Source organism: Micromonospora sp. WMMD1120, assembly GCF_029626235.1.
Lineage (GTDB): Bacteria > Actinomycetota > Actinomycetes > Mycobacteriales > Micromonosporaceae > Micromonospora.
In genome coordinates, this window is sequence record NZ_JARUBO010000005.1 from 3,725,992 (window position 1) to 3,738,823 (window position 12,832).

General features: G+C 73.7%; 8 protein-coding genes. 6 read left to right on the forward strand and 2 right to left on the reverse strand.

Going from position 1 to position 12,832, the window contains the following annotated elements; genetic code table 11:
* The first annotated feature begins 4 nt into the window (after positions 1–4).
* Positions 5–1,957, forward strand: a complete 1,953-nt coding sequence (gene dxs, locus O7634_RS17560) for a 1-deoxy-D-xylulose-5-phosphate synthase (protein WP_278151196.1) — start codon at positions 5–7, stop codon at positions 1,955–1,957.
* Positions 1,958–2,326: 369 nt separating this feature from the next.
* Here dxs and O7634_RS17565 read toward each other — a convergent pair whose 3' ends face one another.
* On the reverse strand, positions 2,327–3,481 hold the full coding sequence (locus O7634_RS17565; RefSeq protein ID WP_278153998.1) for a hypothetical protein: 1,155 nt from the start codon (positions 3,479–3,481) through the stop codon (positions 2,327–2,329).
* A gap of 467 nt (positions 3,482–3,948) precedes the next feature.
* On the opposite strand from O7634_RS17565, the gene O7634_RS17570 reads away from it, so the two are divergent.
* Complete coding sequence (locus O7634_RS17570; protein ID WP_278153999.1) at positions 3,949–5,664, forward strand: hypothetical protein; 1,716 nt, start codon at positions 3,949–3,951, stop codon at positions 5,662–5,664.
* Entirely contained in the window at positions 5,664–7,451 is a 1,788-nt protein-coding gene (locus O7634_RS17575; protein WP_278151197.1) for a hypothetical protein, read from the forward strand. The genes O7634_RS17570 and O7634_RS17575 overlap by 1 nt, the downstream gene beginning before the upstream one ends.
* 1 nt (position 7,452) lies before the next feature.
* Here the strand turns inward: O7634_RS17575 and O7634_RS17580 are convergent, their stop codons facing one another.
* Complete coding sequence (locus O7634_RS17580; protein WP_278154000.1) at positions 7,453–9,336, reverse strand: hypothetical protein; 1,884 nt, start codon at positions 9,334–9,336, stop codon at positions 7,453–7,455.
* A 126-nt stretch (positions 9,337–9,462) separates the two neighbouring features.
* Between O7634_RS17580 and O7634_RS17585 the strand changes: the two genes are divergently transcribed.
* From O7634_RS17585 to O7634_RS17595, 3 genes are all read left to right on the forward strand, one after another.
* On the forward strand, positions 9,463–10,731 hold the full coding sequence (locus O7634_RS17585) for a PQQ-binding-like beta-propeller repeat protein (protein WP_278151198.1): 1,269 nt from the start codon (positions 9,463–9,465) through the stop codon (positions 10,729–10,731).
* On the forward strand, positions 10,728–12,026 hold the full coding sequence (locus O7634_RS17590) for a hypothetical protein (protein WP_278151199.1): 1,299 nt from the start codon (positions 10,728–10,730) through the stop codon (positions 12,024–12,026). Before O7634_RS17585 ends, O7634_RS17590 begins: the two co-directional genes overlap by 4 nt.
* A gap of 88 nt (positions 12,027–12,114) precedes the next feature.
* Positions 12,115–12,783 (forward strand): response regulator transcription factor, encoded by a 669-nt coding sequence (locus tag O7634_RS17595; RefSeq protein WP_278151200.1) that lies wholly within the window; start codon positions 12,115–12,117, stop codon positions 12,781–12,783.
* Positions 12,784–12,832: the final 49 nt, after the last annotated feature.

Here is a 12,832-nt window from a genome sequence, read left to right on the forward strand (position 1 = left end):
GGTCATGAGTGTTGAAGAGGACACGGCCAACCACGGCCGGCTGCTGGGGACGGTCCGCGGTCCGCAGGACGTCAAGCGGATGTCCGGCGAGGAACTGGACGTCCTCGCCGCCGAGATCCGGGACTTCCTGATCGCCAAGGTGTCCCGCACCGGCGGGCACGTCGGGCCCAACCTCGGTGTGGTGGAGCTGACGCTCGCCATGCATCGCGTCTTCGACTCCCCCCGCGACCGGCTCCTGTTCGACACCGGCCACCAGGCGTACGTCCACAAGATCATTACTGGGCGGCAGGCCGGCTTCGACAAGCTCCGCCAGCGCGGCGGCCTCTCCGGCTACCCCAGCCAGGCGGAGAGCGAGCACGACCTCATCGAGAACTCGCACGCCTCCACCGCGCTCTCCTACGCCGACGGCCTCGCCAAGGCGTACGCCCTGCGGGGTGAGACGCGCAGCGTCGTGGCAGTGGTCGGCGACGGCGCGCTGACCGGCGGCATGTGCTGGGAGGCGTTGAACAACATCGCCACCGCCGGCAACTCGCTGGTGATCGTGGTCAACGACAACGGCCGGTCCTACTCGCCCACCATTGGCGGACTGGCCGACCACCTCTCCTCGCTGCGGCTGAACCCGGGCTACGAGAAGGTCCTCGACACGGTCAAGGACGCCCTCGGCTCCACCCCGCTGGTCGGCAAGCCGATGTACGAGGTGCTGCACGCCGTCAAGAAGGGCATCAAGGACGCGGTCGCCCCGCAGGCGATGTTCGAGGACCTCGGCATCAAGTACGTGGGCCCGGTGGACGGGCACGACGTGGCGGCGGTCGAGGCCGCGCTGCGCGCGGCGAAGAACTTCGGCGGCCCGGTGATCGTGCACGCGGTCACCCGCAAGGGGTACGGCTACCGCCCCGCCGAGGAGGACGACGCCGACTGCCTGCACGGCCCGAGCAGCGCCTTCGACGTGGAGACCGGCGCGCTGCTGGCCGCCCCGTCGGTGAAGTGGACGCACGTCTTCGCCGACGAGCTGCTGGCCGTCGCCGACGAGCGTCCGGACGTGGTGGGCATCACCGCCGCGATGGCCGAGCCGACCGGCATCGCCAAGCTGGCCCGCAAGTACCCCGAGCGGGTGTACGACGTGGGCATCGCCGAGCAGCACGCCGCCACCTCGGCGGCCGGGCTGGCGCTCGGCGGCCTGCACCCGGTGGTCGCCGTCTACGCCACCTTCCTCAACCGCGCCTTCGACCAGGTCCTGCTGGACGTGGCGATGCACAAGCTGCCGGTGACCTTCGTGCTGGACCGGGCGGGCATCACCGGCCCGGACGGTCCCAGCCACTACGGCATCTGGGACATGTCGGTCTTCGGCGTGGTGCCCGGGTTGCGCATCGCCGCTCCCCGTGACGCCACCACGCTGCGCGAGGAGCTGCGCGAGGCGGTCGCCGTCGACAACGGCCCGACCGTGCTGCGCTTCCCGACCGGCGCGGTCGCCGCCGACCTCCCGGCGCTGCGCCGGGTCGGGCCGGTCGACGTACTCGCCGAGTCCGCCCGTACCGACGTGCTGCTCGTCGCCGTCGGCTCCTTCGGCCAGCTCGGGATGGAGGTGGCCGCCCGGGTCGCCGAGCACGGCTACGGCGTCACCGTCGTCGACCCCCGCTGGGTGCGTCCGATCCCGGCGGAGCTGGTCGAGCTGGCCGCCCGCCACCGGCTCGTGGTCAGCGTCGAGGACGGCGTGCGGGTCGGCGGGGTGGGTGACGCGCTCGCCCAGGCGATGCGCGACGCCGACGTCCGGGTTCCGCTGAAGGACCTGGGTGTTCCCGCCGACTGGCACCCGCACGGTACCCGGGCGCAGATCCTCGCCGACCTGGGCCTGACCGCCCAGGACGTGGCCCGCGACGTCACCGGCTGGATCTCCGGGCTGGACGCCACCACCGGGGATCGCCTGACCCCGACCAGCAACGCCTCGGCACAGAACTGATCCAGACGGCGGCGGGCGGCACCCCTGAGGGGGCGCCGCCCGCCGCACGTGTCAGAACCTAGCCCGCCGCCCCGCGCCCCGCGCCCCGCGCCCCCGCCGCCGTATTTCTCGGCGATCTTGCACTTGCTGCTGCGACAAATGCTTCTCAATCACTCATAACCGCTACCGAAAGTGCAAGATCGCGGGACGGGGCGGGACGGGGCGGGACGGGGCAAGGCGAGGCGGGACAAGGCGAGGCGGCGCGCGCGGCGCGGCGGGGCGCCCCGGCGATCTTGCACTTGCTGCTGCGACAAATGCTTCTCAACCACCCAAAACCACGACCGAAAGTGCAAGATCGCGGGGAGCGGGGAGCGGGGAGCGGGGTGGGTTTTAGCGGGGGGTTACTGAGCGGTAGTGGGTTTTGTCGGTGTTGGCGAGGCTGTAGGTCTGGGAGCGGGACGGGCTGGGGATGACCGCCAGGCCGGGGCGCTCGACCAGCACGGGAGTGCCCGGCGGGACGGAGAGCGAGCTGTCCCGGGTGGGTCGCCAGCTCAGCACGACGAGCGGCTGACCGGGGACGGGCAGTTCGTACGCCTGCAACGGGGTGGCCCGGTCGGCGGGTGACACCACCGGCGCGCTGCCGTCCGCCGGCCGGTAGACCACGGCGGTCATCGCGCCGGCGTCGGTGTCCCAGCTGAGCTGCTGCAACTCCGCCGGTGCGCCACCGCCGAGGGCGACCTCGCCCAGTGAGCGTACGGTGAGCTTCGCCATCGGCCAGGAGGTCGGCACGGAGCGCGGGGCGTCCCGGTCGCCGATCCGTCGGGGGATGCTGCCGAACGGCCCCCGGTCACCGGCGAGCACGCAGGTGTCCAGCCCGGTGAGGGCCCGCCGGCCGGTGCCGGACTCGTCGCGTACCAATGGGTAGCGGGGGTCGGCGGTGCCGGTGCCCAGGTCGAGCAGCCGGTCGGCGGCGCGGCCCCGGGGCAGCGACTCGGTGGCGCGCAGGGTGGCGGTGACGCCGACCGCGGTGCAGGAGGGCACGTCGACGGGGGCGCTCAGGCCGTCCGCGATGGACACCGTCCGGTCCTTCGGCCCGAGCAGGGTCTGCACCCGGGCGGAGACCAGGTAGCGCCGGCCGCCGCCCGTCTGCACGGGCAGCACGTCGGAGTAGACGAGGTAGCCCGGGTCGGTGTACTCGGTGGCGCGGGTGATCGTGTACCGGTCGCCGTCGCGGGTGAGTTGCAGCAGCCAGGAGGCGCTCTCGCCGGGCACGTCGGCGGCGACGAGCGCCACCGTGGCGCCGTCGATCCGGCCGGAGAAGAGGATGCCGGACGAGGGCAGGTGCACCCGGTCGTCAGCCGGCGACCGCCAGTCCCGGACCGCCGCCGTGACCGCCGCCGTCGCCGCGGCGTCCCCGGACAGGTCGCCTCGGGGCGGCCACACCGCGAGGGTGCCGTCCAGGCTGTCGTAGCCGACCCGGAGGTCCTGCGGCTTCCGGTCGGCGACCGGGCCGCAGGCCGTGCCGGCCAGCAGTGCGCCCAGCAGGACGGGAAGCGCCCTGCCGTACCGACGGCCTGAGGTCACCTGGCCCGCCCCCGATCGCTGCACCGTCGCTGTCGGAAAGCGTCATAGTACGAGATGTCCGGTGCGCGGCAGCAGGTGGCCGCCGTCCACGCCACCACAATGGACACCACCGGGGTTTTAGTGCGTTTTGGTTACTCCGGTAGACTCCGCCGACTGTGACGCCTGCCGAGTCCCGCGCCCTGCCCGCGCCGCACCCGGAGACGGCAGCCGACTCCGACGAGCCGGTGGGCTACCACACACCGGTCGGGCTCGTGGCCGGCCCGTCCACGCTCACCGATGCCTCCACCGACGAGGTCGAGGTCGATGGCGGCGCGCCCGACACCTCGCCGGGGAGCGCGACCGGCCAACCCACGCGGACGCGGTGGCGGCGGTGGACCCGACCCCGGCAGTGGACCCGACCTCGGCAGTGGACCCGACGGCGGCAACACCTGGCGGTGGGCGGGCTGTTCCTGCTCGTCGCGCTCTGGGTGACCAGCCGGATCTGGATGGACCCCGCCGGCCGGGTGGCCTCGCTCTACACCGGTGACCCGGCCCAGGTGCAGTTCTTCCTCGCCCACTCGGTACGGGTGGTGCTGCACGGCGAGTACCCGTTCTACACCGAGCAGTTCAACTACCCGGACGGCGTCAACCTGATGGCCAACACGGCCGTGCTGGCGCTGGGCATCCCGATGGTGCCGGTGACGCTGCTGTTCGGGCCGGCGGTCTCCTTCGTGGTGCTGGTCACGCTGGGCCTCGCCGGCACCGCGATGGCCTGGTACCTCATGCTCTCCCGGCACCTGGTGCGTACGCCGCTGGCGGCCGCCGTCGGCGGTTGGTTCTGCGGGTTCTCGCCGGCGATGCTCTCGCACGCCAGTTGGCACCCGAACATCATCAGCCAGTTCCTGCTGCCGTTCATCGTCTGGCGGGTGCTGGTGATCACCCGCTCCCGCCGGCCGGTGCGGGACGGGGCGGTGCTCGCCCTGCTGGTCACCGCGCAGGCGTTCATCAACGAGGAGATCCTGCTCTTCACGGCGCTGGCCTGCGGTGTCTTCCTGCTCGCGGTGCTCGCCCAGGAGCCGGCCCGCTGGCGGGCGGCGTGGCGGCCCCTGGCCGTCGGCGTGGCGACCTGCGCGCTGCTGGCCGGGGCGCTGCTGGCCTACCCCCTGTACGTGCAGTTCGCCGGGCCGATGGCCTATCACGGCCTCAGTGACGCGGTGCGGGACTACGGCAACGACGTCGCCGCGTTCTTCGCCCAGGGATCGCCCACGCTCGGCGGCAACCAGCGCGCCAACATCAACCTGGCGCCGAACTACTCGGAGGAGAACGCCTTCTTCGGCTGGAGCCTGTCGCTGCTCGCCATCGGCATCGTGGTGTGGCTGCGCCGGGAGGTGATCGTACGGGCGCTCGCGGCGACCGGAGTCTTCTTCGCCGTGCTCTCTCTCGGCGAGCGGGTCTCCTGGTGGGACCGCGAGCTGATCACCGGGCCGTGGCAGTGGCTGGTCCACCTGCCGCTGCTCGACGCGGTGGTGCCGACCCGGTTCGGGCTGATCACCAGCGTGGTCGTCGGCCTGCTGCTGGCGCTCGCCGTGGAGCGGGCCTGGGCGCTGCGTCCGGCCGACCGGCGCACCGTACGGACGCTCACCGCCGCCGGCGTGGCGTTCGCGTTGCTGCCGATCGCCCCGATGCCGCTGCGGATGGTCTCCCGGCCTCCGGTTCCGGACTTCATCACCGCCGACCGGTGGCGGGCGTACGTCGGGCCGGACCAGACGCTCGTGCCGATCCCGGTGCCGAGCATGGGCAACACGCACGGCATGCGCTGGGCGGCGTCCACGAACCTCGATTTCAAGATCCCCGGCGGCTACTTCCTCGCGCCCCGCAACGCCAACACCGGCGACCCCGGTCGGTTCGGTGGCCGGCCCAGCGGGATGGGTCAGTTGCTGGAGGAGGTGGCGACCACCGGGCGTACGCCGAAGCTCGACGACCGGCAGCGCCGACGCTTCACCGACGAGCTGCGGCACTGGCGGGCGGCGATCCTGGTGCTGCCGCTGCGGCAGCAGAACGCCGAGCCGCTGCGCCGTACCGTCGAGGAGCTGGTCGGTCCGGGCCGCCAGGAGCTGGATGTCTGGGTCTGGGACGTCCGGACGCTCAGCGACCGCTCGGTCTGATGACCACCGGGACGACGTCCCCGACCACCTCGTCCCCGGCGCCGGTCGGCACGTCCCGGCCGGCCTGGCCGGCGCACCTGCTGGTGGTGTCCGGCTATCTGGGCCTCGCCGTCGCGCTGACCGGCGGGCAGTGGGGTCACCCGTGGCGGCTGTTCCACCAGGCCGGTGACCAGATCCTCTTCGAGTGGATGCTGGCCCACGCGGCGCACGCCGTCGTCGCGGGGGAGAACCCGCTCTACAGCGCCGCGTTGAACGCGCCCGACGGGGTCAACCTGATGGCGAACACCTCGCTGCTCGGCCTGGGTGTTCCGCTGACCCCGGTCACCCTGCTGTTCGGCTCGCAGGTGGCGTTCTGCGTGGTGGTCGTCTGCTGCCTCGCCGGCACCGCCGCCGCCTGGTACGCGCTGCTGCGCCGCCGGCTGGTCGGCAGCCGGGCCGCGGCGGCGGTCGGCGGACTGGTCTGCGGCTTCGCGCCGGGCATGGTCGCCCAGGCGGGGGCCCACCCGCACATCGCCGCGCAGTTCCTGGTCCCGCCGATCCTCGCCCTGGTGTTCCGGCCCGGCGGCGACACGCCGCGGCACGGGTGGCGGTGCGGCGTCGCCCTCGGACTGCTGATCGTCTGGCAGGTCTTCATCGGCGAGGAGGTGCTCGTCTTCCTGGCGCTCGCGGCCGGGGTCTTCGCGTTGGCGTACGCGCTCGCCGACCGGGCGGCCGCCCGGCGGCTCGCCCCGGCGCTGCTCGTCCGGCTGGCGGTGGCGGCCGGGGTGGCGGTGGTGCTGCTGGCGTACCCGCTGTGGTTCCAGTTCCACGGCCCGCAGCACTACACCGGGATGGCGTTCGCCACGCACGGTTTCCAGTTGGACGCCGCGTCGTTCACCGCCTCGGCCCGGCAGACGGTGCTCGGCGACGACTGGCTGCCGGGGCTGCTGTCACCGAACCCGACCGAGGAGAACTCGTTCTTCGGCCCGGGACTGCTGGTGCTCGCCGTGGTGATCGTGCTCTGGCAGTGGCGGCGGCCACTGGTGCGGGCTCTGGCCGTCTGCGGGGTGCTCTTCGCGGCGCTCTCGCTCGGCAACGAGCTGCGGGTGGACGGCGACGCCACCGGCATCCCGGGACCGTACCGGCTGGTCGCCGAGCTGCCCCTGCTGGATCTCGCGGTGCCGGCCCGGTTCGCGCTGGTCTGCGTACCGGTGCTGGGTGTGCTGGTGGCGCTCTCGATGGACCGGGTCGCTTCCGGGTCCACCGTCGCGGCGGGTCCGCCGGTGCGGCTGCTGTGGGCCGGCGCGGTCAGCGCCGCGTTGCTGCCCCTGCTCCCGACGCCGATCCGGGTGGTGCCGGTCGCCCCGGTGCCGGCGTTCGTCGCCGACGGTGGCTGGCGGGCGCTGGTGCCACCGGGACGGACGGTGGTCGCGGTGCCGCCGGTCACCGGCGCCGGACGCAGTCCGGTCATGCTCTGGTCGGCCCGGACCGGTCTGGCGTTCTCCGCGCCGGGCGGCTACTTCATCGGCCCCAGCGGCCCGGACGACACGGCGGCCCGGTGGGGCGCACCGGACCGACCCACGTCGGTGCTGCTGCGCGGGGTCGCCGACACCGGCGCGGTGCCGGTCGTCACCGAGGAGGACCGCCGGCGGGCCGTCGAGGACCTGCGGCACTGGCGCGCCGCGGTGGTGGTGCTCGGCCAGGTCGAGCACGGGGACCCGGTCCGGCGGACCGTCGACGACCTGCTCGGCCCGGGGCGTCCGGTCGACGGCGGGTGGCTGTGGGACGTCCGGGACCGCGCCGGTTGAGCTAACCCACCAGGGCGCGCACGTCCCAGACCCAGACGTCGTCGACCCGCTGCGCCGGCCCGAGCAGGCCGGTGACCAGCTCGCGCAGCACCGCCTCGCTCGGGTGCGCCCCGAGCACCACCACCGACGCCCGCCAGAACCGCAGGTCCTCGACGGCCTGCCGGCGGTTCTCCTCGGTGAGCGGCGGGACCGCGCCACGGTCCATGGTGGCGTAGATGAGCGTGCTGGTGGGCCGGTTCGGCGCGCCGAAGACCCCTTCGCCCAGCTCGTTCGGGCCGATGAAGTAACCGCCCGGCACCGGGAACTCCTGCCCGGTCAGCGCGCTCCACCGCAGCGTCGGCAGCCCGTGCACGTTGCTCGGGATCGGCACCGGCACCAGGGTGCGCCCCGCCGGCACGTACGGCCGCCAGCCGCCGGCGGTGATGAAGTGCGGCGGCGGGTCGATCTGCTGGGCGGGCAACGGGCGGGGGAACAGCGGCAGCACGGCAAGGGCCACCGCCGCGTACCCCAGCGGGCGCAGCCACCGCCGACGGGCCGCGACCGGCGCGGGGGCGGCCGGGCCGTCGGACGCCGCCGGCTCGCCCGCGCGGGGGGCCGGCACCCGCGGCCGGTCGCCCGCCGCACGCCCCTGGCGGTACGCGGCGTCCCAGGTCAACGCGAGGAGTACGCCGACCGCGGCGGCCACCACGAGCGCCAGGCGGGTCGGCATCATCATCTCGACGAGCGGCAGGTCGTCGGAGACGTACGACCACGGGCCGGGGATGTCGGTCTCGACACCGTCGAAGCGCACCCACGGCCCGATCGAGGCCACCGTGAACACCACGACGAGCACCGCGACGATCCGGGCGGCCAGCGAGCGGCGCACGAGCAGCGCCAGCGCCACCAGCGCGAGCAGCACCAGCGGCCAGCCGAACCAGGTGTTCTGCTCGGTCAACCCGATCGTCTTCTCCACCGCCGGGTCACCGGCCCAGGTGTCCCGGGCGAAGGTGACGAAGGCGACCAGGTCCTCGCCCCAGTTGTGGAAGACGCCACCCTGTAGGCCGCGGTAGGACTGCGGGCCGTTGAACTGGAACCAGATCGGGTACGCGGTGAGCGCCAGCGCCAGCCCGCCGGCGACACCGAGCCCGGCCAGGAACGTGCCGGCGACGGCCCGGGTGGCCCGGGGCCGTTGCACGGCGTACGCCAGCACGACGACCAGGCAGGCCAGCGCGGTGAGCAGCAGCATCTCCTCGTTGATGAAGATCTGGTACGCCACCAGCGCGCCGAGCACCAGCCCGTTGCGTCGCCAGCGGCCCGGCTCACCGAGGCGGAGCACCCGCACCACGATCAGCGGCAGCAGGAAGTTGGACACGAAGTTGGGCTGGCCGTTGGCGTGGTGGACGATGCCCGGCGCGAAACCGAGGAACGCGCCGCCGACGAAGGCCGCCGCCCGGGAGCGCACCAGGTGGCGGGAGAGCATCCAGTACGCGGTGCCGGCGGTGGCGGCCAGCGCCCCGCCGAGGTACAGCGCGTACATCACCTGGGGGCCGAGCAGCATGGTCAGCGGGGCCAGCGGCAGTGTCACCCCGAGCAGCGAGGTGTTGGCCATCATGTTCACCCCGTCCGGGGCGTTCTGACGGGCCGTGAACAGCGGGTTCTCCAGGTGCCGCACCGAGTACGCGCCGTGCGCGAACAGCCACTCGAACCAGCTGTGGTCGGTGGGCAGGTGCGAGGAGACCCGACCGTTGACGTCGCCCCAGTAGTTGAGGCAGACGAAGACGCCCAGCAGCGCATAGGCTCCGAGGGTCAGCAGGTCGGCTCGGGCCGGGCGGCGTCGGGGCCGCCGTGTCGACTCGACCTCGGTCCGGTCGGCGTCGGTTACGGGATTCAGCGAGGGGTCTACCACCGGCAAGGCCACGACGCGCCATCGTACAGGCGCGGGTGCGTCGTTTTGTCGGGCCGGTGTGCGTACGGTCGATGTGCCGGACGTCGGGTGGTCGGCCAGCCGCACGCGGTGACGGAGGGACGATCCTTGGCGATCATCGAGTTGGGTGCGGTCAGGGACGTGCCGGCGGCGCCGGGGCGCCGGCCGCCCGCCGTCGGCCGCCGGCTGCGCGGCGCCGTGGTGCTGCTGCTCGCCCTGGTGGTGCTGGCCAGCTCCACCCGGTTGCCGCAGCGCAGCGTGGCAGTCGTGCCGGCGTCGCGCACCGCGACGGCGTACCTCACCGAGCACGACGTCTTCGTGGTCGACCCGCCGACAGCCGACGGGCCGCGCCACCTCACCGCGTACGCTCAGCCGACGTCGGACGGCGGGGTGCGGCGGCGCTGGCAGGCGTCGTTGGTCGGCCACGGTGACTACCTCGACGTGCGGACCGAGTGGGGGTTGGTGCTGACGATGGCGGTCACCGCACCGAACCGCCTGTTCCAGACCACCGCCTTCGACGCCGCGACGGGCCGCCAGCGGTGGCAGCAACCGGGGGCGCCGCAGCCGGTCGACGGCGGCGGTCTGCTGTTGACCGACGTACGGGAGAACGGGTCCGGCGCGTTGCGCCGGGTCGAGCCCGACAGCGGAGCGGTGCTGTGGTCCGTCCCGATCCCGTCGGCCGCCAATCCCGCCTATCACCTCGTTCGGGGTCGGGTCGACCGGTTCGTGCTGCTCCAACCCACCGGCGAGGTGCAGGTGTACGACGCCCGCACCGGCCGCCTGCTGCGCAGCGTGGACACGCTGCCCGGCGACCGGTCGGCGTTCCAGCGGGTGCAGGTCGTCGACGACCTGCTGCTGCTCGTGCCGCCCGGCAGCACCAGCCTGGTGAGCTTCGCGCTGGCCGAGTTGACGCCACTGTGGACGGCCGAGGTGCCGCTGGTGTCCCACGTGCTCGGCTGCGGCGGTCTGCTCTGCGCGGTGCCGCAGACCGGCGGCCTCCAGGTGCTCGACCCGGACACCGGCGCGGTGCGCTGGTCGGAGCCGGGTCAGGACGTGCTGGCCGACGTCCGGCGGGACCGGTTGCTGGTGGCGGTGCCCGGCCGGGGGTACGCGGTGCGCGACGCGGCGACCGGGCGGACCCGCACCGACCTCGGCGAGTGGGCGCTGATGCCGGTGCTCCGGCCGGACGATCCGCTGGTCGGCACCCGGCAGGGCGATGACGGCCGGTTGGTCGTCGCCGAACTCGACCTGCTGGCGGGCCGAGCGCGGGTCGTCGACGTGCTGCCCGGCGTCGCCGGTAGCTGCCAGGCGTCCCTGCCGGTCCTGCTCTGCCAGCGTCTCGACGGTACGACAGCGCTCTGGAGGTTGACACGGTGACCGGCCCGGTGATCGACCTCGGCGTGTTGCGGCAGGAGACCGACCCGGAGCCGCCGCCCCGCCGGCCGGGCAGACTCCGTCGACCCCGCGCCGACGGCCGGCCGCTGCGGTGCGCGCTGGCCCTGCTGTTCGTGCTGGTCACACTCGCCGCCGCTGCCGCGCCACCGCCCCGACGGACGCCGGTGACGCTGCCGGTCCCGGCCGGCGCCGACGTGCTCGTCGACGGTGACCTGCTGCTGAGCGTCGAGTCGACCGGCGCCGTGCCGATGCAGCGGCGGCTGTCCGCGTACCGGCTGCCCGAGGGTGCGCCGATCTGGCAGGCGTCACTGCCGTCCGAGGCCCGCTACTTCGGGCTCGTCCTGCTTGGCGACATGGTGCTGGCCACCGGGTACGAGGTCGGCCCGCAGGGTCGCGGAGCCGTGAGTATCGCGCTGGACCGGGCGACCGGCGCGTACCGGTGGCAACAGCCGGGTCGCGGCACGGCGCTGACCGACGGCAGCCTGCTGTTGCAGTCCGGCGGCGAGGGCGAGCCGGTCAGCATCCGCGCCGTCGATCCCTGCTGCGGCACCGTGCGGTGGCAGTTGCCACCGACCGCCGACGTCGAGATCCAGCACGCCGGGCGGGAACCGGACCGGGTGGTGCTCAGCCGGCGGACCGGGCCGACCGAGGTCCGCGAGGCGACCACCGGGAGGGTGCTGGCGCGCGCCGACCTCCGCCCGTCCGGCGGTGGCCCGCTCGGCTACGTCCAGGTGCAGGGCGACCAGTTGTTGACCATCGGTGGCGAGCCGACGGTGGTCACCGCGTACGGCCTGGACCGGCTGGACCGGCGCTGGAGCGCCAGTGTCGGGCGGGTCGAGTTCGCCATGGACTGCGGCCCGGTCCTGTGCCTGCGCACCGGCGCCGACGAGTTGCTGGCGGTCGACCCGGCGACCGGCGCGACGCGCTGGCGCAGTGACCGCTGGCGGTGGGGTTGGCCCTACCAGGGGCGGCTGATGGTCAGCACCAGCGGCGGTGGCACCGCCGAGCGGTACCTCGTGCTCGACGCGCTGACCGGCCGTCAGGTGGCCGACCTGGGCCGGTGGGAGCTGTACCAGATCGATGCCGGAGGCCGGTTGCTCGGCGTCCGCCAGCGCCCCGACGGTGGAGTGGTCGTCGGCGAGCTGGACGTCGGCGCCGCGCGGGTGCGGGTCCGCGACGTGCTCCCGCGCGCCGCCGGGGCTTGTCAGGGAATCAGCGGCAACCTGCTGTGCGCCGGGCCGGACGGCTCGTACCAGCTCTGGAGGTTGCGCGACTGAGCGCCGGCGCCGCCGGCGCCGGGCGGCGACTGACGACTGTTGCCGGTCGGCGCTAGGTTGTCGGTGGTCAGCAGCGAGGAGGCCGGGAATGCGGGTACTGGTGGTGGAGGACGAGCGCAACCTCGCCGACGCTATCGCGCGCGGGTTGCGCAAGCGGGGGATGGCCGTCGACGTGGCGTACGACGGCGACGCCGGGCACGAGGCCGCGTTCGTCACCCGGTACGACGTGGTGGTGCTCGACCGTGACCTGCCCGGAGTGCACGGCGACCAGATCTGCGCCGACCTGGCCGCCTCGGGCGCGCTGACCCGGGTGCTGATGCTCACCGCGAGCGGCACGGTGGCCGACCGGGTGGAGGGGTTGCAGCTCGGCGCGGACGACTACCTGCCCAAACCGTTCGCCTTCGACGAGCTGGTCGCCCGGGTGCAGGCGTTGGGCCGGCGGGCCACCCCGGCGGCCCCGCCGGTGCTCGAACTGGCCGACCTGGTGCTCGATCCGGCCCGCCGGGTGGCCACCCGCGCCGGGATGCCGGTGGACCTCACCAACAAGGAGTTCGGGGTGCTCAGCGAGCTGCTGAAGGCGCGCGGGGCGGTGGTGTCGAGCGAGGAGCTGCTGGAACGGGTCTGGGACGCCAACACCGACCCGTTCACCACGATCGTCCGGGTCACCGTGATGACCCTGCGCAAGAAGCTCGGCGACCCGCCCCTGATCGAGACGGTGGTCGGCGCGGGCTACCGCACCGCCGAGGTCCGGGCGTGAGCGCGAGGAGTGAGCCGGGTTTGCGAGCCCCGCAGTCGCGCACAGAGGT

Excerpts from the sequence above, each read along its gene's own strand:
- dxs (WP_278151196.1), top strand. The coding sequence starts at position 5 with ATGAGTGTTGAAGAGGACACGGCCAACCACGGCCGGCTGCTGGGGACG.
- O7634_RS17575 (WP_278151197.1), top strand. The coding sequence starts at position 5,664 with ATGACCACCGGGACGACGTCCCCGACCACCTCGTCCCCGGCGCCGGTC.
- O7634_RS17595 (WP_278151200.1), top strand. The coding sequence starts at position 12,115 with ATGCGGGTACTGGTGGTGGAGGACGAGCGCAACCTCGCCGACGCTATC.